This window comes from Pleomorphomonas sp. NRK KF1, assembly GCF_023721755.1.
GTDB lineage: Bacteria > Pseudomonadota > Alphaproteobacteria > Rhizobiales > Pleomorphomonadaceae > Pleomorphomonas.
The window spans coordinates 48,287-72,004 of sequence record NZ_JAMDLH010000002.1 but is presented as its reverse complement, the minus strand read 5'-3'; the positions used below and the strand labels follow the sequence as shown (position 1 = coordinate 72,004).

Below are 23,718 nucleotides of genomic sequence, written 5' to 3'. Positions count from 1 at the left end.
GTGCATCGATTTGACTGAATTTGCCGCCTCGTTGCCGGCCACGCTTCCGTTCACGTCCTCTTCGGTTATATTCCGTCGTCGAAGATTAACGTTTTGTTAGCGAATGTGGCGGTCGACCGGGCTTCCTCGCGCAGGCGTGAGAAGACCCGGTATCGATTGCAGGCTATATCGCATCGGTCGGCGATAAAAATGAGGTGTGTCGTGGCGTTCCGTCCCTCTTTGTACCTGTCGGCCGCCGTCGGCCTTCTTTTCGCCCTATCCGGCGCCGCGTCGGCGGAATCCCTGCAGGAGGCGATGGCCGCGGCCTACGCCAACAACCCGGCGCTCAATGCGGCGCGGGCGGGCACGCGCGCCGTCGATGAGAACGTGCCCCAGGCACTTTCGGGCTATCGGCCGACGATCAACGGTCAGATTTCCGCCGGCATCACGGCCACCGACACAAGGTATCGCCTGAACAGCGGGTCGAACTGGGCGAGCACCTACACGGACACCGGCGCGGTTCAGGGCCAGATCCAGATCGTTCAGCCGCTCTACATGGGCGGACGAATCGACAACGGCGTGAGGCGTGCGGAATCGGCCGTGAAGGCGTCGCGCGAGCAGTTGCGCAACACCGAACAGTCGACCCTGCTCGACACGGCGTCCGCCTACATGAACGTCATTCTGTCCGGACAGGTGCTCGAGTTGCGCCAGTCCAACGTTGCCTTCCTGCAGGAGCAGGTACGGGCCTCCAACGATCGTTTCTCGGTCGGCGAGGGCACGAGGACGGACGTCTCGCAGGCTCAGGCGGCGCTGGCTGCGGCCACGGCGGCCGTCAGCGCGGCGCAAGCCGATCTGCTCACGGCGCGGGCCAACTACGTCAAGGTCGTCGGCCATGAGCCCAAGGGGCTTCGCTCGCCTGGTCCGATCACCAAGTTGCTTCCGGCCAAGCTCTCGGCCGCCATTGATGCCTCGCGCACCGAGCATCCGATGATCCGTGCTGCGATCTACAATGCCGATACGGCGTCCTACAACGTCGAGATCCAGGAAGGCGCTCTGCTGCCGAGCTTCGTTCTTCAGGGAACGGTGAGCAGCGCCTTCGCAGGCAACGTTTCCGCCGATCCCACTACGCCCGAGCGCGCACGCACGCTTGAGGGCTCGGTTGCGGCCGTGCTTTCCATTCCGATCTACCAAGGCGGTGCGGAATACGCCACGGTCCGTCAGGCCAAGGAAGAGCTCGGTCAGGCCAAGCTTCAGGTCGACGTGGCGCGCATGTCGGTCGATGCGGCGCTTGCCCAGGCGTGGAGCGCCCTTGAGTCGGCGAAAGCCCAGATCGTCGCGGCCGAAGCTTCGGTGAAGGCGAGCCGGTTGGCGCTCGAAGGCGTCGTCGAGGAACAGAAGGTCGGCCAGCGGACCACCCTGGATGTCCTCAATGCCCAGAGCACCCTGATCGACGCCCGTCTGTCGGAGGTTGGGGCCCAGGCTCAGTTCGTGGTGGCGAGCTACAGCGTCGCGGCCGCCATGGGTCGTCTTGATCGCGAACGGCTCGGCCTCAAGGTCAAGGCGTACAAGCCGGAACACCATTACGAGCAGGTCCGAGACAAGTGGATCGGGCTGCGTACGCCGGACGGTCGCTGAGGCATTTGGACGGTAGGTGCCGGGGATAACCGGCACTTCCCCGACGCAAACCGTTTTCAGCGGCGTTAACTAATCTATACTTCGGAGGTCGAATCAGGCTTGCGGCCGGTATTTAGCCGGTTGACCGCCGCGTTGTTTGGCGTTCGGCTCCTCCGTTGGGGGCGGAGGCAAGTCGATCGCTAGAAGTGTTGTGCGGAAGAAGGCATTGATCGATCGTGTAACAGGTGGTGGGGCGACCCACTCGGAGTAGACCAATGGCCAAGGCAGCTGCGTCCGCCGAACCTTCAATGGAAGAGATCCTGGCTTCCATCAGGCGGATCATTGCCGACGAACCCGACGGCAAGGAGGCCGAAGCATCCAAGCCGGCCCCGGCCAAGGCGGCCGCTCCGAAACCGGAGGTCGAAGCTATGGCCGAGCCGGCGCTCGAGGATGAGCACATTTCCGAGGAAGACCTTGACAAGCTGTTTGCCCAATCGGGTGACGACGAGGACGAGCCGGAGATGGACGTCGACGACGCCGATGAAGGCGACGAGCCGGAAGTGCTCGATCTCGCCGATGTCGCCATGGTCGACGAGGCTGAGCCGCTGGAGCTGGTGGAAGGCCTGAAGGACGACGAAGCCGAGGTTGCCTTTGCCGAAGCGGAGCCGGAACCGCCACGCCGGTCCGAACCATCGAAGACCGAGGCGCCGCGCGCCAGTGCATTTCTGGATCAGGAAGCCGAAGAGCGCCTGGTCTCCGCGGCCGCAAGCGCCTCCGTGCAGTCCGCCTTCGGACAACTGAGCCACACGGTGCTCGCGGCCAACGCGCGAACCCTCGACGACCTCGTCAAGGAAATGCTGCGGCCGATGCTGCGCGCATGGCTCGACGAGAATCTTCCGGTGATCGTCGAACGATTGGTGCGTGCCGAGATCGAGCGCGTCTCGCGCGGCCGCTGAGGCCGTGAGGTCCGTTCTTCTCCAGATCCTCGCAGCGTTTTTCGAAATCGCCGGTTGCTTTGCTTTCTGGGCTTGGTTGCGCCTGGGCAGAACTGTTCTGTGGACACTGCCCGGCGTGCTGTCGCTGATCTTGTTCGCGTTCGTGTTGACACGCGTCGATAGCGCGGCTGCCGGCCGGGCTTACGCTGCCTATGGCGGCGTCTACATAGCCGCCTCGCTCTTCTGGCTGTGGGCGGTGGAGCGGCAGGCACCGGATCGTTGGGACCTGACGGGCGCGGCGATCTGCCTTGTCGGCGCTGCGATCATTCTCCTCGGGCCGCGCACATCGGTTGGCTGACGGACGGTTGTTCGATCCGTCAGGCGGCGATCCCGGCCGAATAGGTCGCGGCGGCATTATTGGCGACGCTCGCGTAGATGTTGCTCACCGCTTGCGACAGGCTGCCGCTGTTCCCATTGCCGAAGCTGTAGGGCATGTCGAGCCGCGACGCATCGGGCGCCGAGGCCGATTGTCCCTGCCCACCGGTTGTCGTCACGCTTGTGGAACCGTCCGAATAGGCCACGGTGATGGTGGTGCTGCCGTCGGGATTGTCGAGATAGGTCGTGCTGACCACCTCCTTGCTCTCGCTGGCGCCCGAGGCTCCCGACGCTTCGGAGGACGACGAGTCGCTCGTTTCCGATGTGCTGCCATCGGTCGAAGCCGTCGTTTCGGTGGTGCTCGTCGAAGAGGTGGTTTCGGAACTTGCCGCTTCGGTGTCGGTGCTCATCTCCGGTGGCGGCGGCGGCGGCATCGTCCCGGCGTTGCCCATGCTCTCCTGAAGCGACAACATGGCTGATTGCATGTCGCCGGCGAAGGCGGAAAAGGCGCCACTCGTCGAGGTCGTGCCGGACGTCGAACCACCATTCAGACCTTCGGACGGAGGCGGTGGCGCAAAGGCCGTGGTTGCCGAGGCGTCCTGCTTGCTGTTCGAAGCGCCGAAAAGAGCGGCGAGGTTGCTGGTGTTGCCGGTCAGGGCGGAAAGGGACGACATCTGCTGCCTCCGGGAAAACTCCCTCTGCAGCTTTAGACGTGCCTCAAGCCGAAACCAGGCGCGGGAATCTCACAAAATTACGGTTAACAAGTGCTTGCCTATGGCGGGTTCCTTTCGATGTCCCTCAGCATCCAGTCTCGGAACGCACGGATCTTCGGCTGGCTTCGGCGGCTTTCGGGGTAGACCAGCCAATAGGCGGACTCGTCGCTGCAGACGAGGTCGAAGGGCATGATCAGCCGGCCGCTCGCCAGTTCCTCGCGATAGAAAGCCGGCGTCAGGATGGCGACGCCATGGCCGGCGATGGCCGAACTCGCCTCAAGGGCCTGGGACCCGAACAGATTGCGCTGCCGTCCTTCGAGATCGGCATCGGGCACGCCGGCGGCGTCGAACCACAGCCGCCACCAGGGATCGCCGGGATCGATGATCTTGCATTTGAGAAGGTCGCGCGGGCCGTCGAGCGGCTTGACCCAGTCGAGAAGAGACGGGCTGAGCATCGGCGCGAAGTCGAGGTCCATGACGTGATGGGCGACAAGGCCCGGCCAGTTTCCCTTGCCGAAACGGATCGCCACATCTCCCGGGTCGCGGCTGAAATCCATCGGCGTCGTGTCGGTGATGAGCCGCACGGCGATGTGTGGGGCGCCGAGCTGGAAGTTGCCGATGCGGCGCGCCAGCCAGTGGGTGGCGAATGTGGCGGTGGTATTGATGACGAGCTGTTCGTCCGCGGCCGTTCGTGCCGCCGCCATGGCTTCTTCCAGAAGGACGAAGGCTTCGCTGACCTTGGGCATCAGGCGTTCGCCTGCTTCTGTCAGTTCGATCCGCCTCGGCAGCCGGCGGAACAGAAGCTCGCCAAGCACGCCTTCCAGCAGCTTCACCTGGTAGCTCACCGCCGTCTGCGTCATGCCGAGCTCCTCGCCGGCGCGGGTAAAGCTCATCAGGCGTGCGACCGCCTCGAACACCCTCAGCGCATTGAGCGGCATCTGCCGGCCGAGTTTCATGGATAAGTTCTCTTTATGGGTATGGATGGATGTTCAATTGGAAACATTCGGCTTTCCGGCCGATATTGCCTTCACGGCATTAACGGATCAAGGGTAACGATCATGACATGCGTGGATCATTCCATGGTCCGGCGTGCCCGTTGGCGCGTCGGCTTCCTGTCTGCGTCGGCTGCGCTCGCCGACATGCTCGCCCCCTTGGCATGGTGGCGTGGTCAACGTCTCGACGAGTTCAATGATCACATGTTGAGGGATATCGGGTTCATCGATGGCCGGATGACCGAGGCGGGGATGCGACGCGCAGCGGATCGCCACGGCAGGTTCGACCGCTTTTGACGGCTGAAAAGGCGCTTCTTGTTGATTTTCGGGGGCGTAGCGGCTAACCGTCGCTCACCCAAAGACGACAGGAAAAAGACGTCGGATCATGCTGGAAAAGACATTCGAAGCGGCGGACGTTGAACCGCGTATCGCCAAGGCCTGGGACAATGCGAAGGCGTTTGCCGCCGGCGCCGGCAAGCAGCCGGGCAAGGACACCTTCACCATCGTCATCCCGCCGCCGAACGTCACCGGCTCGCTGCACATGGGCCACGCGCTCAACAACACGCTGCAGGATATTCTGGTGCGTCTGCAGCGCATGCGCGGTCTCGACGTGCTCTGGCAACCGGGCCTCGACCATGCCGGCATCGCCACCCAGATGGTGGTTGAGCGCCAGCTGGGCGAGAAGCAGATCCACCGCCGCCAGATCGGCCGTGAGGAGTTCGTCAAGCGCGTCTGGGAGTGGAAAGCCGAGTCGGGTGGGACCATCGTCGGGCAGTTGAAGCGCCTTGGCGCCTCTTGCGACTGGTCGCGCGAGCGGTTCACCATGGACGCCGGCCTGTCCAAGGCCGTGCTGAAGGTGTTCGTCCAGCTCTATCGCGAAGGGCTGATCTACAAGGACAAGCGCCTCGTCAACTGGGATCCCAAGCTGCTCACCGCCATCTCCGACCTTGAAGTCGTGCAGACGGAAATCAAGGGCAATCTCTGGCATTTCCGCTATCCGCTGGAGGGGGGCGCCACCTACCAGCATCCGATCGCCTTCGACGAGGCCGGCAAGCCGACCGAGTTCGAGACGCGCGACTACATCGTCGTTGCCACCACCCGCCCCGAGACCATGCTGGGCGACACGGCCGTGGCCGTTCATCCGACCGACGAGCGCTACAAGGCGATCGTCGGCAAGAAGGTCAAGCTGCCGCTGGTTGGCCGCCTGATCCCCATCGTCGCCGACGAGTATTCCGACCCGACCAAGGGCACCGGCGCGGTGAAGATCACCCCGGCGCACGACTTCAACGACTTCGAGGTCGGCAAGCGTCAGGGCTGCAAGCCGATCAGCGTCCTCGACGTCGAGGCGGCGATGGTCCTCAAGGACAACGCCGACTTCCTCGAAGGCGTAGCGCCGTCCGCCGAGCTCGACCAGACCATCGAAAGCCTGCACGGCAAAGACCGCTTCGAGGCGCGCAAGCTGGTGGTCGCCGCCTTCGAGGCCGCCGGCCTCCTGGACAAGATCGAGCCGCACGCCCATCAGGTGCCGCATGGCGACCGCGGCGGCGTGCCGATCGAGCCCTTCCTGACCGACCAGTGGTACGTCAACGCCAAGGTTCTGGCCGAGCCGGCGCTCGCCTCCGTCAAGGAAGGCCGCACCAACTTCGTCCCGAAGAACTGGGAGAAGACCTATTACGACTGGATGGAGAACATCCAGCCCTGGTGCATCTCGCGCCAGCTCTGGTGGGGGCATCAGATCCCGGCCTGGTACGGACCGGACGGCAAGGTGTTCGTCGCCGAGAGCGAGGCCGCCGCTGCCGAGGAGGCCAAGGCGCACTACGGCAAGGCGGTCGAGCTGAAGCGCGACGAGGACGTGCTCGACACCTGGTTCTCGTCGGCCCTCTGGCCCTTCTCGACGCTCGGCTGGCCGGACGAGACGCCGGAGCTAGCCCGCTACTATCCGACGAATGTGCTGATCACAGGCTTCGACATCATCTTCTTCTGGGTCGCCCGGATGATGATGATGGGCAAGCACTTCATGGGCACCGAGCCCTTCAAGGACGTCTACATCCACGCCCTCGTCCGCGACGAGAAGGGCGCCAAGATGTCGAAGTCGAAGGGCAACGTCATCGATCCGCTCAACTTGATCGACGAGTTCGGCGCCGACGCCCTGCGCTTCACGCTGGCCGCCATGGCCGCCCAGGGACGCGACATCAAGCTCGCCACCAGCCGCGTCGGTGGCTATCGCAACTTCGCGACCAAGCTCTGGAACGCCGTTCGCTTCTCCGAGATGAATGGCTGCGTTCGAGTTGCCGGCTTCGATCCCGACAAGGCGACCGAGACGCTCAACCGCTGGATCGTCACTGAGGTGCGCAAGACGCAGGCCGAGGTGTCGGAAGCGCTCGACGCCTATCGCTTCAACGATGCGGCCGGCGCCATCTACCGCTTCGTCTGGAACGCCTTCTGCGACTGGTACCTCGAGTTCACCAAGCCGGTCCTCACCGGTGAGGATGGTGCGGCCAAGGACGAAACGCGCGCCACCTGCGCCTGGGTGATCGACGAGATCCTGAAGGTGCTGCATCCCTTCATGCCGTTCATCACCGAGGAGCTCTGGGCCAAGACCGGCGAGACCGGCCCGGCTCGCGACAATCTTCTGGTTCTGACGAGATGGCCGGAGGGCAGCCGCGAGACGACGGACGCCGCCGACGAGATCAACTGGCTGATCGACGTCATCACCGAGATTCGCTCGGTGCGCGCCGAGATGAACGTTGCGCCGGCGACGCTGCTGCCGCTGGTTCTGGTCGGCGCGTCCGAAAAGGTCCGGGGCTGGCTCAACACCCACACGCCGGCCATCCTGCGCCTTGCCCGCGTGTCGGAGGTATCCACCGCCGAAACCGCTCCAGGCCGGTCGGCCCAGATCGTCACCGCCGACGGCGTCATTGCGCTGCCGCTTTCGGGTGTGGTCGATCTCGACGGTGAGCGCGCCCGCCTCGGCAAGGAGGAGAGCAAGCTGATCGGTGAGATCGAACGCATCGACAAGAAGCTCGGCAACGCCGCTTTCGTCGCCAAGGCCCCCGAAGAGGTGGTCGAGGAGGAGAAGGCCAAGCGCGAGGGGTATGCGGAGCGGCTCGCCAAGGTGCACGAGGCGCTGGCACGGTTGGCCTGAGTAGAGATGCGATTTTGAGTCGGGGCCTCGCGGTTTTGCCGCGAGGCTCTTCTGATTCCGGAGCGCTCATGCGTGCGGGCATCGCGCCGCCCGGTGAGCTGTCAGCGCTTCGACCACAGTTTGCTCATCCCAAGAAAAGCCCAGGGAAGCCTCTCATGCGGATTGCCGTTCTCTCCGATATCCATGGCAACGCCGACGCGCTCACGGCCGTGCTCGACGATCTCGCGGGCCGCTCGGTGGATGCGACGCTCTGCCTCGGTGACCATCTCTCGGGACCGTTGGAAGCGCGCCGCACTGCCGACATGCTGATGGCGTCGTCGATTTCCTGCATTGCCGGCAACCACGACAGGGCGCTCGTCACGACGCCCCGGTCGGAAATGGGGCTGTCGGACGGCCACGCCTATGATCAGCTCTCGGGCGCCCATATTGCTTGGCTGAAGGGGCTGCCGTCCTCTCTCTCCGTCGGCCCGGTGACTGCCTGGCACGGCACGCCGGCTTCGGACGTCGAATACTGGCTCGAAACGGTCGAGGGCGGTCGCATGCGGCTTGCCGACCGTGATCTGGTGGAGGATCGCGCACGCAGGGCAACGGCAGCGATTGGCTCGTCGAGCCTGCTGCTCTGCGGCCATACGCACATACCGCGCATCGTTCGCCTGAAGTCGGGCGCCGTCGTGGTCAATCCCGGCAGCGTCGGATTGCAGGGCTACACCGACGATGCGCCGGTTCACATCATGCAGGTTGGGGCGCCGGAAGCCCGCTACGCCGTCGCCGAGAAGCGCGCCAGCGGTTGGGCGGTGGTGCACTACGCCGTACCCTACGACACCGCCAATGTCGTTCGCCTCGCGCGCGAGGCTGGACGGGAGGAGTGGGCGTCGGCGCTCGAAAGCGGCTGGATCGCCTGACCCATTCCAGCGCAGGCGACGAGCCTTCAGGCCTCGTCGGGCGCCGGGCGGACCGAGTGGATGGCGAATGCGGCGGCAACTGCGCGGATGCGCGCCGGGTCGAGCGGCTGCTCCGGGTCTTCGTCCTCCGAAACGGCAGCGCGGAAGCCGAGGTGATCCGGCCGAAGCGGCAGCAACGTTCCGACATCGACGACACGCAACCCACCAGAAAGGCCGACCGTCAGCTTCGACCGGCGCGCTGCCGCGATGAAGCGGGCAATGTCGGCCAGCTTGATGGCCTTGGTCAGCCCATCGCTCGCTTCGGGGGCGGTGAGCCAGACCCCGGAAAAGCCGGCAATGGCGGCGACCGGCAGGAGATCGAAGTCCGGGCCGGCTTCGGGTGGAAAGGCGGCGATCAGCTTGACGCTGGCGGCCAGCGAACGACCGATATGCGACAGCAGGGCGGCGCCCGCATCGCCCATCGGCACCGGCAGGACAAGCGCCGTGACGCCCGTCGAGGCGAGGTCGGCGAGAGCTTCGGCCTCCAGTCCTCCCGCCGCCGCAGTGACCTCCGCTTTGTCGCCGGCGACGGCCAGTATGGCGCGCAGTTCAGGGGCGGAAAGCGGAGAAGCCGCCTCGGCAACCTCGCCAGATGCGAAAAGAATCGTCACACCGGCAGCGATCGCAGCCTGCGCCTCGTCCGCCGTTGCGACGGTTACCTGTAGTGCGGTCATGCGAGTCTCCGGTGCCTCAGAGCTTGTGGATCGAGTCATCCGCGAATCGGGCCGCCAGATCGGCGACGGTCCTGTCCCCAATCAAGAGGTCCGGGGCGATCTCGGCAAGAGGAATCAACACGAAGCCGCGCTCGTGGGCGTGCCGATGCGGCAAAGTCAGCTCCGGAGTTTCCATGTGGACGTCGTCATAGGCGATGAGGTCAATGTCGATGAGGCGCGGTCCCCAGCGCTCGTGACGTACGCGTCCGAGCTGCCGTTCCACATCAAGGCAGGTGGCGAGCAACAGAAGCGGGGTGAGTGTCGTTTCCACGACGGCCGACACGTTGGTGAAGTCCGGCTGATCGGTCTTGCCCCAGGGGCGCGTGCGGTAGTCCGACGAGCGGGCAATCACCTTCACGCCTGCCGCTTCGAGGAGGCGCAGCGCTTCCGCGATCGTCTTGCGCACGTCGCCTATGTTGCCGCCGAGGCTGAGCGCCGCCTTAGCCATCGGCACGACTCCGGGTGATCTCCACCGACACCGTGTCGAGCACGTGCGGCACCGGCGCCGAAGGCTTCTCGATCAAGACGCTGATCGCCTCGACGAGCGGGAAGGCAGCGAGAATGTCGGTCGCGATCGCCTCGGCCAGAGCCTCTAGCAGATTGAAGCGACGTGTCGTGGCAATGTCGACCACGACGTCGGCCATTTCGGCATAGGATACGGACTTGGTAAGGTCGTCGCTGGCACCGGCCGCGCGGGTGTCGACCGACGCGTCGAGCGAGATGAAGAAGCGCTGCCCGATCACCGCCTCCTCGGGCAGCAAGCCGTGGCGGGCAAAGACGGCAATCCGGTGGACGCGGATATGATCGCTCATCGCACTTCCTTCCTGATGGCGTCGGCGACGGCCGCCGCATCGCGATGGGCAGCGACGTCGTGGACGCGGACGATATCGGCGCCGGCAAGGATAGCCGCGACATTCGAGGCGACGGTGCCATGCAGCCGCTCGGTGACCGGCCGCTCGGCACCGATCAGTGCCCCGATCATGCGTTTGCGCGACGTCCCCATAAGAACCGGAAAGCCGAGCGCCTTGAGCTCGCCGACGCGGGCCACGGCCTGAAGGTTCTGCTCGAACGTCTTCCCGAAGCCGACCCCGGGGTCAAGGATCACATGGTCGTCCGGAACCGCGGCCTTGCGGGCGATGGTGAGCGAGTGCCCGAAGAAGGTCTTCATGTCCTCGATGATGTCGAGCGACGGATCGATGTCGGTCCGGTTGTGCATGATGATGACGGCCGCGCCATGGGCCGCGGCGACGAACGCGATGTCCGGCTCGCGCTGAAGGCCCCAGACGTCGTTGACGATGACCGCCCCCGCGCGGAGCGCCGCCTCGGCCGTCTTTGCCTTGTAGGTGTCGATGGAGATCGGCGGAGTGCCGTCGCTTGCGGCGAGACGCTCGATCACCGGGAGCACGCGGGCGATTTCTTCCTCGGTGCCGACCTCGGTGGCGCCGGGCCGCGTCGACTCGCCGCCAACGTCGAGAATGTCGGCGCCCTCGGCGATCATGGCCTGGGCATGGGCGAGGGCGGTTTCCACCGAGGCGTAGCGTCCGCCGTCGGAGAAACTGTCGGGCGTGACGTTGAGGATGCCCATCACCAGTGTGCGCTTGCCGAGGTCGGGCAGAATGGAAAGGACCATGGGCATGCTCGCGTCTTGATGTCGGGCTTCTGAGGTAGCCCGCGCGCTGGCCGCTGGCAAGCGGCTGTTGATTTACGCTGCCTGAAGCACTTCACCCTGAATCAGATTGTGAAGATCATCCTGAATCAGACCATGAAGACGGTGCAGGTGAATCAATACTTTAAGTAAGGGAAACGGCTGAAATATCAGTGAGTTGCCGCAGCATCCGGAATCTCTAGCAGAGCCTTGCCCGTCTGCCACGGTGCACATCCCGCTGGCCGGTCGATGACCGACCAGCGGGAGGATCGCAATCATTCCGCCGCGTTGCGCCGTTGCGGACGGCGGTCCAGCAGCTCCCGAAGATACCGGCCGGTGTAGCTCGCATCCACCTTCATCACCTCTTCCGGCGTGCCGGCGGCGACAATGCGCCCGCCGCCGTCGCCCCCCTCGGGGCCGAGGTCGACCAGCCAGTCGGCGGTCTTGATGACCTCGAGATTGTGCTCGATGATCACCACCGTGTTGCCCTGTTCGACCAGCTCGTGCAGCATCTCGAGCAGCTTGGCCACGTCGTGGAAGTGGAGGCCGGTCGTCGGTTCGTCGAGGATGTAGAGCGTGCGACCGGTGGCCCGGCGTGACAGTTCCTTGGCGAGCTTGACGCGCTGCGCCTCGCCGCCCGACAGCGTCGTTGCCTGCTGACCGACCTTGACGTAGCCGAGACCGACGTCGCGCAGGGCCGTCATCTTGTCGCGGATGGCCGGAACGGCCTGGAAGAAGTCGCAGGCCTCCTCGACGGTCATGTCGAGCACGTCGGCGATCGACTTGCCTTTGAAGAGAACCTCCAGCGTCTCGCGATTGTAGCGATGACCCTTGCAGACGTCGCAGGTGACGTAGACGTCCGGCAGGAAGTGCATCTCGATCTTGAGGACGCCGTCGCCCTGGCAGGCCTCGCAGCGGCCACCCTTGACGTTGAACGAGAAGCGGCCCGGACCATAGCCGCGCGCCTTGGCTTCCGGCAGGCCGGCGAACCAGTCGCGGATTGGCGTGAAGGCGCCGGTATAGGTGGCTGGGTTGGACCGCGGCGTGCGGCCGATCGGCGACTGATCGATATCGATCACCTTGTCGAGCAACTCCAGCCCCTCGATGCGATCGTGCGGCGCGGCTTGTTCACGGGCGCCGTTGAGGCGACGTGCCGCCGCCTTGAACAGCGTGTCGATCAAGAGCGTCGACTTGCCACCGCCAGATACGCCGGTGACGCAGGTGAACAGGCCGATCGGGATATCGGCGGTCACATCCTTGAGGTTGTTGGCGCGCGCGCCGACGACGCGGATATATTTGTTCTTCTGCGGCTTGCGGCGCTTGTCCGGCAGGGGAATGGCAAGCGCGCCGGACAAGTACTGGCCGGTGAGGCTGGCCGGGTCGGCCATGATCTCGGCCGGCGTCCCCTCGGAGACGATCTTGCCGCCATGAATGCCGGCGCCGGGGCCGACGTCCAGCACATAGTCGGCGGCGAGGATGGCGTCTTCGTCATGCTCGACGACGATCACGGTGTTGCCGAGGTCACGCAGGTGCTTCAGCGTCTCGATCAGCTTGTCGTTGTCGCGCTGGTGCAGGCCGATGGACGGCTCGTCGAGCACATAGAGTACACCGGTGAGTCCCGAACCGATCTGGCTGGCGAGACGGATGCGCTGGCTCTCGCCGCCCGACAGCGTGCCGGACGAACGCGACAGGGTCAGGTATTCGAGGCCGACGTTATTGAGGAAGCGCAGGCGCTCGCGAATCTCCTTGAGGATGCGGACGGCGATCTCGTTCTGCTTGGCCGTGAGCTGATCGGGCAGGCTGGAGAACCAGACGACGGCCTCGCGGATCGACATCTGCGTAACCTGGCCGATGTGCAGACCGGCGATCTTGACGGCGAGCGCCTCCGGCTTCAGGCGGTAGCCGCTGCAGGCCTCGCAAGGATGGTCCGACTGGAACCGGCCCAGCTCCTCGCGCACCATCTCGGAATCGGTTTCCTTCCAGCGGCGCTCGATGTTGCCCACCACGCCCTCGAACGGCTTCTTGGTGGTGTAGGTCCTGAGGCCGTCGTCATAGGTGAAAGAAATCTCCTCGCCGCCCGAACCGGTGAGAATGACCTCGCGCACTTTCTGCGGCAGGTCCTTCCACGGCGTCGTCATCGACGCCTTGAAATGACGGCAGATCGCCTCGAGGGTCTGCGCGTAATAGGGCGAGGAGGCGCCCGTCTTGGCCCACGGCAGGATGCAGCCGCCGCGTAGAGAAAGGCTGTCGTCGGGCACGACCAGATCGGCTTCGAACTTGAGCTCGGTTCCAAGGCCGTCGCACTTGGGACAGGCGCCGAACGGGTTGTTGAAGGAGAACAGGCGCGGCTCGATCTCGGGAATGGTGAAGCCGCTGACCGGGCAGGCGAACTTCTCCGAAAAAGTGATGCGGCGTGGCTCGCTCTCGCCTTCGGCGATGTTGGCAAGCTCCAGCACGGCGATGCCGTCGGCGAGCGCCAGCGCGGTCTGGAAGCTGTCGGCGAGGCGGGCGGCGAGATCCGCCTTGACGACGATGCGGTCGACGACGATGTCGATGTCGTGCTTGATCTTCTTGTCGAGGGCGGGAACCTCTTCGATCGGGTAGAAGCTGCCGTCCACCTTGACGCGCTGGAAGCCCTTCTTCTGGAGGTCGGCGAACTCCTTGCGATACTCGCCCTTGCGGCCGCGGATCATCGGCGCCAGCAGGTAGAGACGGGTGCCTTCCGGCAGTTCAAGCGTCCGGTCGACCATCTGGCTGATGGTCTGGCTCTCGATCGGCAGGCCGGTGGCCGGCGAATAGGGCACGCCGACACGCGCGAACAGGAGGCGCATGTAGTCGTAGATCTCGGTGACGGTGCCGACGGTCGAGCGCGGGTTGCGCGACGTGGTCTTCTGCTCGATGGAGATGGCCGGCGACAGGCCGTCGATCTGGTCGACGTCCGGCTTCTGCATCATGTCGAGGAACTGGCGGGCATAAGCCGAGAGGCTCTCGACATAGCGGCGCTGACCCTCGGCGTAGATGGTGTCGAAGGCGAGCGACGACTTGCCCGAACCGGAGAGGCCGGTCATGACGATCAGGCTGTCGCGCGGCAAGTCGACGTCGATGTTCTTGAGATTATGCTCGCGCGCGCCGCGCACCGAGAGGGAGCGCCGGGCCTGATCGAAAATGCTGGTCGGCTTGTTCGGCATGTCAGTCGTCGTCCTTGTCGCGTATCCCGGGGAGGGCGGGAAGCGGAATGTCTTGCCCTGAGATCATGAACCGGGCGGCCCGAGGGCGCGCCAAGCTAGTCCGGGTCTGCTGTCGCATCCTGTCAGGATCGTCGCGGAACCTGCAAGGCTCCGGCACGCGCGGCAGCCATGCCGCCGGATCCAAAGATGAAACGCGGAAAGCCTCGGAAATCGGTTGCAGCATCCTCATGGAACGTCTAGAACGTATCAGGAACATGAAGTGGACGCTAGCCCTTTTCTCACTGTGGAAAAGGATGCGGTGCGGTTGGGGCGGGGTATCGCGGGGGTGGTCCCGGGGTTAACGTGCAGCCGTGTTGCTGGCATAGTCCGGCCGGCCTGATGCGCCAGTGTGCCGGGCCGAAGGTAGCGAGTTTGAGGGAAGAAAGCCATGGCAGGCAGCGTCAACAAGGTCATCCTGATCGGCAATCTCGGGCGCGATCCCGAGGTGCGGCGGATGGGATCGGGCGATGCCGTGGTCAATCTGCGCATTGCAACCTCGGAAAACTGGCGTGACCGCCAGAGCGGCGAGCGCAAGGAGCGCACCGAGTGGCACTCGGTGGTGATCTTCAATGAGAATCTGGCCAAGGTCGCCGAGCAGTATCTGAAAAAGGGCTCCAAGGTCTACGTCGAGGGGCAGCTTCAGACCCGCAAGTGGACCGACCAGTCCGGCCAGGAGCGCTACACCACCGAAGTGGTGCTGCAGCGCTTCCGTGGCGAACTGACCATTCTCGATAGCCGCGGCGAAGGCGGCGGCCGGAGCGAGGGCGACTTTGGCGGCGACGGTGGTTCGGACTATGGCTCGTCCGGTCCGATGGACCGCGCTCCCGCCCGTTCGGGCAGCGGCGGTCGTGGTCAGGGCGGTGGCGCCCCGGCTTCCAACTTCTCGTCCGACCTCGACGACGATATCCCCTTCTGAGGCAACGGGATGATTTCAGGTCTTCTTTTCCGATTGGACACTGCGGGTTGAGCCGCATCCGGGCCTTGTGGTCCGGGTTCGGCTCGTTCCGACGCATCGTCGACGCGCGGCTGCCCTGATGGCGGCCGTGACGCTTTGTCCTGCAATCGGAAATGAAGAAATGAGTTTTGTCATCCGTAGTGAAACGGCGGCTGATCAGGCTGCCATTGGCGAGCTGACCACCACCGCCTTTCTGACCGCCGCCCACGCCAGCGGCACCGAGGCGGCGATCGTCCGTGACTTGCGCTCTGCCGGTGTGCTGGTCCTGTCGCTCGTCGCCATCGATCCGGCCGATGAAATCGTCGGACACGCCGGCTTCTCACCGATCGAGACGGATATGCCCGGTCGCTGGTTCGGCCTGGGGCCGCTGTCGGTTGCACCGGCGCTGCAGCGTACCGGCGTCGGCTCGGCGCTGGTTCGGGCCGGTCTCGCGCAGTTGTCGGACCAGGGCGCGGCCGGAGTCGGGCTGGTCGGTGATCCGGCCTACTATGGCCGCTTCGGCTTTGCCGCGCGGCCTGGTCTCTCCTGTGAAGGCGTGCCGGACGCTTACGTGCAGGCGCTGGCCTTCGAAGAACCACCGGTCTGGAAGTCGATCGTCTTCCACCCGGCGTTCTTCACGGCCAAATAAACGTCAGCCAAAATCGGTGATGACATTGATGCCGGTCTCCTGAGACCGGTCCATGCCGATAAGCAGATCGATCGCCTCGTCGAGCCCGACGTGGCGGTTGATCAGCTTCTGCGGCGCCAGCTTGCCCGAGGCGATCATCGCGAGCATGTCGTCATAGCGCCAGGCCTGCATGCCGTGGCTGCCATAGACCTCGAGTTCCCAGCCGATGATCCGCGCCATGGGGATCGGCGCTTCGGTATCGTCGCCGAGCATCAGGCCCACCTGCACGTGGCGTCCGCGCCGTTTGAGGCCGAGGATGGAGTTGCGAGCGGTGACCCGATGACCGAGGGCGTCGATGGAAAGATGGGCGCCGCCGCCCGTCAGGTCGCGGATGGCGCCGGCAACGTCGGACGTCGTTCTGCCGTTGATGACCGCCGTGGCGCCGATCGTCTTGGCAAACTCCAACTTGTCGTCGGCGATATCGACGGCAATCACGTTGGCGCCCATCGCCGCTGCGATCATGATGGCCGACAGGCCGACGCCGCCACAGCCGTGCACTGCCACCCACTCGCCGCCGCGCACCCGACCCTGGTCGACCACCGCCCGGAAGGAGGTGGCAAAGCGGCAGCCGAGGCTGGCGGCCGTCGGGAAATCGATGCCGTCGGGCAGGGCCACCACGTTGTCGTCGGCGTTATGCACGCCGACGTACTCGGCAAAAGAGCCCCAGTGGGTGAACCCGGGCTGCGTCTGGTTGCGACAGACCTGTTGGTTGCCCGAGCTGCACTCCGGACAGCCACCGCAGCCGGCGACGAAGGGCATAGTGACGCGATCGCCCACACGGAAGCGGCGGACGTCACGACCGACGGCGACGACTCGGCCGGCGAACTCGTGTCCGGGTACGTGTGGTAGCGCGATGTCGGGATCGTGACCCATCCAGCCGTGCCAGTCGGAACGGCAGATGCCTGAGGCTTCCACCTTCAGCACCAGTCCGTGCGGCTCCGGCGTCGGGTCGGGCAGGGTGCGGATCTCCGGCCGCTGGCCGAACAGCTCGTAAAATATGGCGCGCATTCTGATTCTCCGACGGCAACTGGCCGACCGCCCCGGCGATAGCACGGACGATGCGCTCCAAGAAGCGTGAGATTGCCGATGCCTGTTCCGCGTCAGCCAGCCGAAGCCGCGTCATAGGCGGTCTGGGCGGCGAGGACCGCGTCCATGTTGCGCTCGGCCCAATGGGCAAAAGCGGCGACCGTCTCCGTCAGCGTCCGGCCGAGCGGTGTCAGCGCATAATCGACGCGGATGGGAACGGTGGGATGGACCGTGCGTTTTACCAGTCCATCACGTTCGAGGCGCTTCAGCGTCTGGGACAGCACCTTCTGGGAAAGGCCGCGAATCTCGCGTCGAAGATGATTGAAGCGCACCGGACCGCTCTGCAACCGGTCGAGCACCAAGAGCGCCCATTTGTCGGCCAAACGATCGAGTACCATACGAGTGGGGCAGCGATCGTCGAAGACGTCATAGGCGGGATTCATCTGGTCTCTCCGGGTGGTTTCCCGAAGGAAACCTGGTCACTGGAAACTGCCTTCTTTCTTGAGTTTCCAGAATTGACTACGTTCGTTTCCGAAACATGGTTTCCTGTAGATACTAAGGAGTTTCGATATGGCAGGCAAGATTCTGGTCATAGGCGCCACCGGCAATGTTGGGCGGCCGCTCGTGAAGGCTCTCCTGGCTCGGGGCGAGGCCGTCAAGGCGGCATCGCGCACCGGCAAGCCGGTAGAAGGGGCCGAGGGCGTTGCCTTCGACGTGGCCGACCCGATGACTTTCCCTGCCGCCTTCGAAGATGTCGATCGCGCCTTCGTCATGCTGCCGGGTGGCTACACGGAGGCGAAGGCGCTGCTTCTGCCGATCATCGAGGCGGCGGTGACGCGTGGGGTCAAGGTGGTGCTGCAGTCGGTCTTCGGCGTCGATGCCGACGATTCCATTCCCTACCGTCAGGTAGAAATTGCCCTTGAGACGTCCGGCGTCCGTTGGGTCGTGCTGCGCCCCAACTGGTTCACTGACAACTTCATCAACTATTGGAAGCCCGGCATCGACGCGGCGGGCGTCATCGCGGTTCCGGCCGCCGACGGCAAGTCCAGCTTCATCGACGCGCGCGACATCGCCGACAGCGCCGCCTCCGCCCTGACGACCGACCGCTTCGACGGCAAGGCGTTCAACCTCACAGGGCCGGAGGCGCTCGGTTACGCCGAGGCCGCCGCCTTGATTTCCGAGGCCATCGGCAAGCCGGTCGCCTATCAGGCGGTCGACGACGACACCTTCGTCGGCACCCTCGTGGGCGCCGGGGTTCCCGAGGTCTATGCCCGCTTCCTCGCGTCGATCTTCTATCCGGTGCGCGAAGGCTGGACGGCGGTCGTGACCGACGACGTGCAAACGCTGACCGGACACCCGGCGCGTCGGGTGGCTGACTGGGTGAAGGAAAACGCGGCGACCCTCAAGGGGTGAGGCACTGACGCTCGCGGCGGTGGGGTCTCACAGTTCGACCGCTGCGAGCGCCTTGAGATTGGCCTGATGTACCGCCTCATACGGCTCGAAATAGCCGATGCGACCGGCCGCCAAATCCTCGGCGACAAAGCTGGAAAGCGGTGCGCCGTCGCGTCCTTCGCCGGCGAGAAGCCTCATCAGATAGCTGCGGTTGGCGGCGATGAGGCCGCTGTCATATCCACCCGCCTCGATCCGCTCGGGATCGCCGTGCGCTGGCAGGATGCTTGAGAAGGACAGTGTGGCGAGGCGGCCCAGCTCTGAAACATGCGTTGGCGTGCGATCGGCTTCCGAAATGTAGGTGACCGTGTCCTCGACCACGTCGCCGGCAAGAAGAAGGCCGGCGTCGGGCACGTGCAACACGACGCCGTCGGCACTGTGGATGTCGAAGTGCAAGGCTCGGACGATGCGGCGCCCGGCCGTCAGCTCCATCTCGTCGTCGAAACCATCGGTCGGCATGACCAGCGGTCGGATGGGCGGATTGCCGCTCTCCAGCTTGGCTCGGTTGGCGGCAAGCGCGTCTCTTGTCAGACGATGGGCGATGATCGGTCCATCTGAAAAGACGGCGTTGCCGGCGACATGATCGTCGTGCCAGTGACTGAGCACCAGCTTGAACCGGGTGACGCCGAGCCCTTCGAGATGCTGCCTGACGGCGCGGGCGTGATCGAGCGAGATATGGCTGTCGAAGACGATCGCTTCGCTGCCCTCGACGATGGCGTAGGACGCGATGCCGAGACTGTAGGCGCCGTCGTCGAGCCAGTTCTCCGTGGGCGAGTGCAGCCGGGCGCCCGGCACGCGCCCATCATAATAGGCGAACACACCCCGTGCCGGCTCCAGAATGCGCAAGGTGCTCGTGTCGGTCACGGCTCGTTGTCCTCGATGCCGTACATGTCGTCGTCGCTGAGGCCGAAATGGTGACCGATTTCGTGGACGAGAACATGGGAGACGATGTCGCCCAGGGTCTCCTCGTGCTCGGCCCAATAGTCGAGGATCGGGCGGCGATAGAGCCAGACACGGTTGGGCAGACGGCCGGTTTCCGGAATGGCCGCGTCATGCGCAAGGCCGGTACCATGGAACAGGCCGAGGATGTCGAAATCGCTTTCGAGCTCCATGTCCTTGACGACCTCCTCGTCAGGAAAGTCGGCGACGCGAATCTCGATCTCGCCGGTCATTGCCCGGAAATCAGCCGGCAGCGCGGCATAGGCCTCGGCCGCCATCGTCTCGAAGTCGTCGAGCTCGGGCGCCTTCAGATCTTTCCAGTCGAACTTGGCGCTGCTGCCGAAGAGTTTCATCATCCTCTCCCTTGCCTTCCGTTCCCCCAGAAGTGTCGGCGGCAGAGGAGGGCGTCAAGGGGAGAGGCGCTCTTTCAGAACAGGCTGAGCTGGACGCCACCGTTGCCGGGCTTCAGGAACTTCTCCGTGTCAAGCTTCACCCGATGCTTGTTGAGCCCGAGGCGCTTGGCGGTCAGCTCGAACCTGCGGCCGATCTGCCAGGCATAGGGGCCGGTACCGCGCATGCGCTTGCCCCATTCGGCGTCATAGTCCTTGCCGCCTCGCATCGACTTCAGGACGTTCATGACGTGCCGATAGCGACCCGGCAGTTCGCGCAGTAGAAACTCGCGAAAGATTTCCGAAACCTCCAACGGCAGACGAAGCAGAACATAACCAGCCTCGCGGGCGCCAAAGGTATGGGCTGCCTCCAGAATGCGCTCGATCTCGCTGTCGGTGACCGCCGGAATGATCGGCGCCATCATCACACCGACCGGAATGCCGGCGTCGGTAAGCTTCTGGATGGCTTCCAGGCGCCGCTGCGGGCTTGAAGCGCGCGGCTCCATGGCGCGCGCCAGGCGGCGGTCGAGCGTGGTGATCGAGATCGCCACCTTGACGAGCCCCTGGGCGGCCATCGGCTGGAGAATGTCGATGTCGCGCAGGACAAGCGCCGACTTGGTGATGATCAGCGCCGGATGCTGGGTCTTCGCCAAGACCTCCAGCACGCGCCGCGTGATCCGCTGTTCTTTCTCGATCGGCTGGTAGGCATCGGTGGCCGTGCCGATGGCGATTACCTTCGGCTGGTAGGACGGAGCGCCGAGTTGACGCTCCAACACCTCCGCGGCGTTGGTCTTGGCGTAGAGCTGGGTTTCGAAGTCCAGCCCCGGCGACAGGCCGAGATAGGCGTGGTTCGGCCTGGCGTAGCAGTAGACGCAGCCATGCTCGCAGCCGCGATAAGGGTTGAGCGAGCGCTCGAAGGCGATATCCGGGCTCTCGTTGCGCGTGATGACCGATCGCGCCGGCTCGATCTGAACCGTCGTCTTGAATGGCGGCAACTCTTCGCTGTCGCCCCAACCGTCGTCAAAGCCGGTGCGGGCATAAGCCTCGAACCGACCGGATGGATTGATACCCGCACCCCGGCCGCGCCGGCGTCCGGCGGCAACCGCCGTGTCGGCGATCTCCGGCGCCGGGATGGGCTCGATGAGGTGATGACATGCGATGTTCATGATTTGATCTTATTCCAGTGTGAGAACAGGTCAAGAACATTATCTCGATATCCACGTGCGATGAGTGTTGGAAAGTCCGCTGAGAGCCGTTTGTCGCTCGGATGGGCAGCGCAAGCCGACCTGAGGCTGGCGGATTGCTCGTCAGCGTTAGGACGGGCTCGCACTTCCCAGGAAAACCCGCTAGAACGAAAGTATGATCTCGGTCGTCATACCCACTCGGAACAGCGAGGAAGGCCTCGCTCGCACTCTCTCGACGCTGGTCACCGCCGCTGCCGACGGGACGGTGCGCGAGGTGGTCGTGGTGGATGGCGGTTCCGACGACCAGACGCACCTCGTCGCGGAGGGGACGGGCTGCGATCTGATATCCGGCTCCGGCGGGGCCTGGGCTCGGTGCGCCATCGGCGCGGCAGCGGCTCAGCGGGGCGATTTTCTGATGTTCCTGCGTCCCGGCGTGCTGCTCGATCCCGGTTGGGAGAGTGACTTCCAGGCTATGGTCGAGCGCCGCCTCAGGCATGGCGACAGCCGCTTCGCGGCCGTTTTCCGCCTCGCGTCCGACGACGACACGCTCGGCGGCAGCTTGAAGCACTATCTGTTGCGCCTGTTCGGCCGATGCGCCAGCGTGACCCATCCCGACCAGGGGCTGATCATCTCGCGGGGGTATTTCCGCGAGCTTGGCGGGTTCAGTCGGCGCGACGGTCTGGCCGGCGTTGACCTTATCCGCCGCGTCGGACGTCGTCGTCTTCTTCGCCTCAGGGCGCCGATCGTGCGGGTGATCGCTGACGGGCAGAGCGATGCGCTCACCGGCGGAGGCGCGGCTGGCGCATTGGCGGCCTTGCTGCTCGCCATCCGTCTGCCGGTTGGAATGGTCGCAGGACTGACCGGGCGGCGGGCCTGACGTCCTCTCCGAGAGTTGACTGGTTCGCGCTGGGGCGGCTCGCTAATCAGGCAGGCGAGCACAAGGACACCTATTGGAAGGTGCTTCGCCAGCCGGAAGGACTCCCATGACCATCGAACTCCATGCCATCTCCGCCCCCATCTTCACGGCGCGGCTCAAGTCCCTTGTCCATGTCCTGAAGATCGGCGAGGTCGAAGGTCCGGCCCGTGGCCTCACGGAGGATGCGATACTCGGCGCCCGCCTCGCTCCGGACATGTTCGACCTGAAGCGTCAGGTCCAGATCGCCACGGATCACGCCAAGGGTGCCATGGCCCGTCTTGCCGGCCTCGATATCCCGTCCTTCCCGGACACCGAGCAGACGTTCGCGGAGCTTTACGTCCGTATCGACAAGATACTCGCTTTCGTTGCATCTGTGCCGGCCGCCGCCGTCAATGGCCGCGAGGAAACCATCGTGACGCTGAAGCTCCGGAACGAAACGATGGAACTCCCCGCGCTCGACTATCTCCAGGGCTTCGCTCTGCCCAACTTCTATTTTCACCTGACCACCGCCTACGACATTCTGCGCCATCTCGGCATGCCCGTCGGCAAGCGTGATTTCCTTTGGCGCGAGTGAGCGGGAGGGCATCCATCTACCGCAGACGCCGGATATGGTTAACAAACCATTGAAATAATTAATCAATGACGACTCGCGTCGCTTAACTCCGAATTTACCCTGCCGGAGCAGATTGGTTTCCGGCAGGGGCGTGAAGACCCCCTCCTGTTTGTTTTGCGTCGGAGTGGGAGAGCCATGAGTGTACTGCGTCAGCGGGCGGCCGCGTCGTCGTCCGAGGTTTCCTTCCACTCCCCTGCCGCGTCATCCGCTCCGGACTGGCTCGACAGCGTCATTGTCGGCGACTGCGTCGCCGCGCTCGAGCGCTTGCCGAAGGCCTCCGTCGATCTGATTTTTGCCGATCCACCCTACAACCTGCAGCTTGGTGGTGATCTCACCCGTCCCGATCAGTCGAAGGTTGACGCCGTGGACGACGACTGGGATCGCTTCGACAGCTTCGAGGCCTACGACGCCTTCACCCGTGCCTGGCTGCTCGCCTGCCGTCGGGTGCTGAAGCCGACGGGCACCATGTGGGTGATCGGCTCCTACCACAACATCTTCCGCGTCGGATCGATCATGCAGGACCTTGGGTTCTGGGTGCTCAACGACATCATCTGGCGCAAGGCCAACCCGATGCCCAACTTCAAGGGCAAGCGTTTCACCAATGCGCACGAAACGCTGATCTGGGCGTCGCGCGACAAGGATGCCAAGGGCATCACCTTCAACTATGAGGCCATGAAGGCCTTCAACGACGATATTCAGATGCGCTCGGACTGGCTGCTGCCGATCTGCACCGGCGGCGAGCGCCTGAAGACGGCCGATGGCGACAAGGTCCATCCGACGCAGAAACCGGAAGCGCTGCTGTGGCGGGTGCTGATGTCGTCGTCGAAACCCGGCGATGTCGTGCTCGATCCGTTTCTCGGCACCGGCACCTCGGCGGCCGTGGCAAAGCGGCTCGGACGCCATTACGTCGGTGTCGAGCGCGACAGCACCTATGCCAACTACGCAAGGGCGCGGATCGCCTCGGTCGAGCGCGCGCCGGACGACGGACTTGCCGTGGTCACGCCGAAGCGGGCCGAACCGCGCATCCCCTTCGGTTCTTTGATCGAGACCGGCCTGATCCGGCCGGGCGACAGGCTTTGCGACGCCCGCCGTCGCCACGTCGCCACGGTTCGGGCCGACGGGTCGATCGCGACGGGCGCCGTTGCCGGATCGATCCACAAGGTGGGCGCTTCGGTGCAAGGGCTGGAGGCCTGCAACGGCTGGACCTACTGGCACGTCGAGAAGCAGGGCGCACTGGTGCTGATCGACGAATTGCGTGGCCGTGTCCGCAGCGAACTCGCCTCTGCCGGCGCCTAACGGAT

Annotated in this window: 24 protein-coding genes; 12 read left to right on the top strand and 12 right to left on the bottom strand. The window is 64.7% G+C overall.

Features of this window, described 5'->3' with window-relative positions; genetic code table 11:
- The first annotated feature begins 201 nt into the window (after positions 1 to 201).
- From M4J39_RS05760 to M4J39_RS05750, 3 genes are all read left to right on the top strand, one after another.
- Positions 202 to 1,614, top strand: coding sequence for a TolC family outer membrane protein (locus M4J39_RS05760; protein ID WP_251726876.1), 1,413 nt, complete (start codon positions 202 to 204; stop codon positions 1,612 to 1,614).
- 254 nt (positions 1,615 to 1,868) lie between these two features.
- Positions 1,869 to 2,549 carry a PopZ family protein gene (locus M4J39_RS05755; protein WP_251726875.1) on the top strand — a complete coding sequence of 227 codons (681 nt, stop codon included), beginning with the start codon at positions 1,869 to 1,871 and terminating at the stop codon, positions 2,547 to 2,549.
- A gap of 4 nt (positions 2,550 to 2,553) precedes the next feature.
- Positions 2,554 to 2,886, top strand: a complete 333-nt coding sequence (locus tag M4J39_RS05750; RefSeq protein ID WP_251726874.1) for a YnfA family protein — start codon at positions 2,554 to 2,556, stop codon at positions 2,884 to 2,886.
- A gap of 19 nt (positions 2,887 to 2,905) precedes the next feature.
- On the opposite strand, the gene M4J39_RS05745 is transcribed toward M4J39_RS05750, so the two are convergent.
- Together M4J39_RS05745 and M4J39_RS05740 are read right to left on the bottom strand one after the other, a co-directional pair.
- Entirely contained in the window at positions 2,906 to 3,577 is a 672-nt protein-coding gene (locus tag M4J39_RS05745; protein WP_251726873.1) for a hypothetical protein, read from the bottom strand.
- Positions 3,578 to 3,675: 98 nt separating this feature from the next.
- Complete coding sequence (locus tag M4J39_RS05740) at positions 3,676 to 4,572, bottom strand: LysR substrate-binding domain-containing protein (RefSeq protein ID WP_251726872.1); 897 nt, start codon at positions 4,570 to 4,572, stop codon at positions 3,676 to 3,678.
- A 123-nt stretch (positions 4,573 to 4,695) separates the two neighbouring features.
- On the opposite strand from M4J39_RS05740, the gene M4J39_RS05735 reads away from it, so the two are divergent.
- The 3 genes from M4J39_RS05735 to M4J39_RS05725 all read left to right on the top strand — a co-directional run bounded on the left by M4J39_RS05735 (position 4,696) and on the right by M4J39_RS05725 (position 8,655).
- Entirely contained in the window at positions 4,696 to 4,905 is a 210-nt protein-coding gene (locus tag M4J39_RS05735) for a hypothetical protein (RefSeq protein WP_251726871.1), read from the top strand.
- A gap of 88 nt (positions 4,906 to 4,993) precedes the next feature.
- On the top strand, positions 4,994 to 7,753 hold the full coding sequence (locus M4J39_RS05730; protein ID WP_251726870.1) for a valine--tRNA ligase: 2,760 nt from the start codon (positions 4,994 to 4,996) through the stop codon (positions 7,751 to 7,753).
- 155 nt (positions 7,754 to 7,908) lie between these two features.
- Positions 7,909 to 8,655 carry a metallophosphoesterase gene (locus M4J39_RS05725; RefSeq protein ID WP_251726869.1) on the top strand — a complete coding sequence of 249 codons (747 nt, stop codon included), beginning with the start codon at positions 7,909 to 7,911 and terminating at the stop codon, positions 8,653 to 8,655.
- 26 nt (positions 8,656 to 8,681) lie between these two features.
- Here the strand turns inward: M4J39_RS05725 and M4J39_RS05720 are convergent, their stop codons facing one another.
- From M4J39_RS05720 to uvrA, 5 genes are all read right to left on the bottom strand, one after another.
- Positions 8,682 to 9,368 (bottom strand): (5-formylfuran-3-yl)methyl phosphate synthase, encoded by a 687-nt coding sequence (locus M4J39_RS05720; RefSeq protein ID WP_251726868.1) that lies wholly within the window; start codon positions 9,366 to 9,368, stop codon positions 8,682 to 8,684.
- A gap of 16 nt (positions 9,369 to 9,384) precedes the next feature.
- Positions 9,385 to 9,855: a 2-amino-4-hydroxy-6-hydroxymethyldihydropteridine diphosphokinase gene (folK, locus tag M4J39_RS05715; protein WP_251726867.1), complete on the bottom strand. Its 471-nt coding sequence runs from the start codon at positions 9,853 to 9,855 to the stop codon at positions 9,385 to 9,387.
- Positions 9,848 to 10,219, bottom strand: coding sequence for a dihydroneopterin aldolase (gene folB, locus M4J39_RS05710; RefSeq protein ID WP_251726866.1), 372 nt, complete (start codon positions 10,217 to 10,219; stop codon positions 9,848 to 9,850). Before folB ends, folK begins: the two co-directional genes overlap by 8 nt.
- Positions 10,216 to 11,037, bottom strand: coding sequence for a dihydropteroate synthase (gene folP / locus M4J39_RS05705; RefSeq protein ID WP_251726865.1), 822 nt, complete (start codon positions 11,035 to 11,037; stop codon positions 10,216 to 10,218). Before folP ends, folB begins: the two co-directional genes overlap by 4 nt.
- Before the next feature lie 290 nt (positions 11,038 to 11,327).
- On the bottom strand, positions 11,328 to 14,240 hold the full coding sequence (uvrA, locus tag M4J39_RS05700) for an excinuclease ABC subunit UvrA (protein WP_251726864.1): 2,913 nt from the start codon (positions 14,238 to 14,240) through the stop codon (positions 11,328 to 11,330).
- 427 nt (positions 14,241 to 14,667) lie between these two features.
- Here uvrA and M4J39_RS05695 point away from each other — a divergent pair, with 427 nt between their 5' ends.
- On the top strand, positions 14,668 to 15,195 hold the full coding sequence (locus tag M4J39_RS05695) for a single-stranded DNA-binding protein (protein WP_251726863.1): 528 nt from the start codon (positions 14,668 to 14,670) through the stop codon (positions 15,193 to 15,195).
- A gap of 160 nt (positions 15,196 to 15,355) precedes the next feature.
- Positions 15,356 to 15,862, top strand: a complete 507-nt coding sequence (locus M4J39_RS05690) for a GNAT family N-acetyltransferase (protein ID WP_251726862.1) — start codon at positions 15,356 to 15,358, stop codon at positions 15,860 to 15,862.
- A 3-nt stretch (positions 15,863 to 15,865) separates the two neighbouring features.
- On the opposite strand, the gene M4J39_RS05685 is transcribed toward M4J39_RS05690, so the two are convergent.
- Both M4J39_RS05685 and M4J39_RS05680 read right to left on the bottom strand, forming a co-directional pair.
- Positions 15,866 to 16,909: a zinc-dependent alcohol dehydrogenase family protein gene (locus M4J39_RS05685; RefSeq protein WP_251726861.1), complete on the bottom strand. Its 1,044-nt coding sequence runs from the start codon at positions 16,907 to 16,909 to the stop codon at positions 15,866 to 15,868.
- A gap of 92 nt (positions 16,910 to 17,001) precedes the next feature.
- The gene (locus M4J39_RS05680; RefSeq protein WP_251726860.1) at positions 17,002 to 17,370 is read right to left on the bottom strand and encodes a helix-turn-helix domain-containing protein; all 369 of its coding nucleotides are present in this window, start codon (positions 17,368 to 17,370) and stop codon (positions 17,002 to 17,004) included.
- A gap of 127 nt (positions 17,371 to 17,497) precedes the next feature.
- On the opposite strand from M4J39_RS05680, the gene M4J39_RS05675 reads away from it, so the two are divergent.
- Complete coding sequence (locus M4J39_RS05675; protein ID WP_251726859.1) at positions 17,498 to 18,340, top strand: SDR family oxidoreductase; 843 nt, start codon at positions 17,498 to 17,500, stop codon at positions 18,338 to 18,340.
- Positions 18,341 to 18,367: 27 nt separating this feature from the next.
- On the opposite strand, the gene M4J39_RS05670 is transcribed toward M4J39_RS05675, so the two are convergent.
- From M4J39_RS05670 to M4J39_RS05660, 3 genes are all read right to left on the bottom strand, one after another.
- On the bottom strand, positions 18,368 to 19,240 hold the full coding sequence (locus tag M4J39_RS05670) for an MBL fold metallo-hydrolase (RefSeq protein ID WP_251726858.1): 873 nt from the start codon (positions 19,238 to 19,240) through the stop codon (positions 18,368 to 18,370).
- Entirely contained in the window at positions 19,237 to 19,671 is a 435-nt protein-coding gene (locus tag M4J39_RS05665) for a metallopeptidase family protein (RefSeq protein WP_251726857.1), read from the bottom strand. The genes M4J39_RS05670 and M4J39_RS05665 overlap by 4 nt, the downstream gene beginning before the upstream one ends.
- Positions 19,672 to 19,742: 71 nt before the next feature.
- Positions 19,743 to 20,870: a PA0069 family radical SAM protein gene (locus tag M4J39_RS05660; RefSeq protein ID WP_251726856.1), complete on the bottom strand. Its 1,128-nt coding sequence runs from the start codon at positions 20,868 to 20,870 to the stop codon at positions 19,743 to 19,745.
- A 193-nt stretch (positions 20,871 to 21,063) separates the two neighbouring features.
- On the opposite strand from M4J39_RS05660, the gene M4J39_RS05655 reads away from it, so the two are divergent.
- The 3 genes from M4J39_RS05655 to M4J39_RS05645 all read left to right on the top strand — a co-directional run bounded on the left by M4J39_RS05655 (position 21,064) and on the right by M4J39_RS05645 (position 23,713).
- A complete protein-coding gene (locus M4J39_RS05655; RefSeq protein WP_251726855.1) occupies positions 21,064 to 21,765 on the top strand; it encodes a glycosyltransferase in 702 nt (233 codons plus the stop codon).
- Between the two features lie 106 nt (positions 21,766 to 21,871).
- Positions 21,872 to 22,378: a DUF1993 family protein gene (locus tag M4J39_RS05650; RefSeq protein ID WP_251726854.1), complete on the top strand. Its 507-nt coding sequence runs from the start codon at positions 21,872 to 21,874 to the stop codon at positions 22,376 to 22,378.
- 174 nt (positions 22,379 to 22,552) lie between these two features.
- Complete coding sequence (locus M4J39_RS05645) at positions 22,553 to 23,713, top strand: site-specific DNA-methyltransferase (RefSeq protein ID WP_251726853.1); 1,161 nt, start codon at positions 22,553 to 22,555, stop codon at positions 23,711 to 23,713.
- Positions 23,714 to 23,718 lie beyond the last annotated feature (5 nt).

What these genes read in the sequence shown, in the direction of transcription:
- M4J39_RS05755 (WP_251726875.1), top strand. Translation starts at nt 1,869, where the DNA reads ATGGCCAAGGCAGCTGCGTCCGCCGAACCTTCAATGGAAGAGATCCTG.
- M4J39_RS05745 (WP_251726873.1), bottom strand. Translation starts at nt 3,577, where the DNA reads ATGTCGTCCCTTTCCGCCCTGACCGGCAACACCAGCAACCTCGCCGCT.
- M4J39_RS05740 (WP_251726872.1), bottom strand. Translation starts at nt 4,572, where the DNA reads ATGAAACTCGGCCGGCAGATGCCGCTCAATGCGCTGAGGGTGTTCGAG.
- M4J39_RS05735 (WP_251726871.1), top strand. Translation starts at nt 4,696, where the DNA reads ATGGTCCGGCGTGCCCGTTGGCGCGTCGGCTTCCTGTCTGCGTCGGCT.
- M4J39_RS05730 (WP_251726870.1), top strand. Translation starts at nt 4,994, where the DNA reads ATGCTGGAAAAGACATTCGAAGCGGCGGACGTTGAACCGCGTATCGCC.
- M4J39_RS05725 (WP_251726869.1), top strand. Translation starts at nt 7,909, where the DNA reads ATGCGGATTGCCGTTCTCTCCGATATCCATGGCAACGCCGACGCGCTC.
- M4J39_RS05720 (WP_251726868.1), bottom strand. Translation starts at nt 9,368, where the DNA reads ATGACCGCACTACAGGTAACCGTCGCAACGGCGGACGAGGCGCAGGCT.
- folK (WP_251726867.1), bottom strand. Translation starts at nt 9,855, where the DNA reads ATGGCTAAGGCGGCGCTCAGCCTCGGCGGCAACATAGGCGACGTGCGC.
- folB (WP_251726866.1), bottom strand. Translation starts at nt 10,219, where the DNA reads ATGAGCGATCATATCCGCGTCCACCGGATTGCCGTCTTTGCCCGCCAC.
- folP (WP_251726865.1), bottom strand. Translation starts at nt 11,037, where the DNA reads ATGGTCCTTTCCATTCTGCCCGACCTCGGCAAGCGCACACTGGTGATG.
- uvrA (WP_251726864.1), bottom strand. Translation starts at nt 14,240, where the DNA reads ATGCCGAACAAGCCGACCAGCATTTTCGATCAGGCCCGGCGCTCCCTC.
- M4J39_RS05695 (WP_251726863.1), top strand. Translation starts at nt 14,668, where the DNA reads ATGGCAGGCAGCGTCAACAAGGTCATCCTGATCGGCAATCTCGGGCGC.
- M4J39_RS05690 (WP_251726862.1), top strand. Translation starts at nt 15,356, where the DNA reads ATGAGTTTTGTCATCCGTAGTGAAACGGCGGCTGATCAGGCTGCCATT.
- M4J39_RS05685 (WP_251726861.1), bottom strand. Translation starts at nt 16,909, where the DNA reads ATGCGCGCCATATTTTACGAGCTGTTCGGCCAGCGGCCGGAGATCCGC.
- M4J39_RS05680 (WP_251726860.1), bottom strand. Translation starts at nt 17,370, where the DNA reads ATGAATCCCGCCTATGACGTCTTCGACGATCGCTGCCCCACTCGTATG.
- M4J39_RS05675 (WP_251726859.1), top strand. Translation starts at nt 17,498, where the DNA reads ATGGCAGGCAAGATTCTGGTCATAGGCGCCACCGGCAATGTTGGGCGG.
- M4J39_RS05665 (WP_251726857.1), bottom strand. Translation starts at nt 19,671, where the DNA reads ATGATGAAACTCTTCGGCAGCAGCGCCAAGTTCGACTGGAAAGATCTG.
- M4J39_RS05660 (WP_251726856.1), bottom strand. Translation starts at nt 20,870, where the DNA reads ATGAACATCGCATGTCATCACCTCATCGAGCCCATCCCGGCGCCGGAG.
- M4J39_RS05655 (WP_251726855.1), top strand. Translation starts at nt 21,064, where the DNA reads ATGATCTCGGTCGTCATACCCACTCGGAACAGCGAGGAAGGCCTCGCT.
- M4J39_RS05650 (WP_251726854.1), top strand. Translation starts at nt 21,872, where the DNA reads ATGACCATCGAACTCCATGCCATCTCCGCCCCCATCTTCACGGCGCGG.
- M4J39_RS05645 (WP_251726853.1), top strand. Translation starts at nt 22,553, where the DNA reads ATGAGTGTACTGCGTCAGCGGGCGGCCGCGTCGTCGTCCGAGGTTTCC.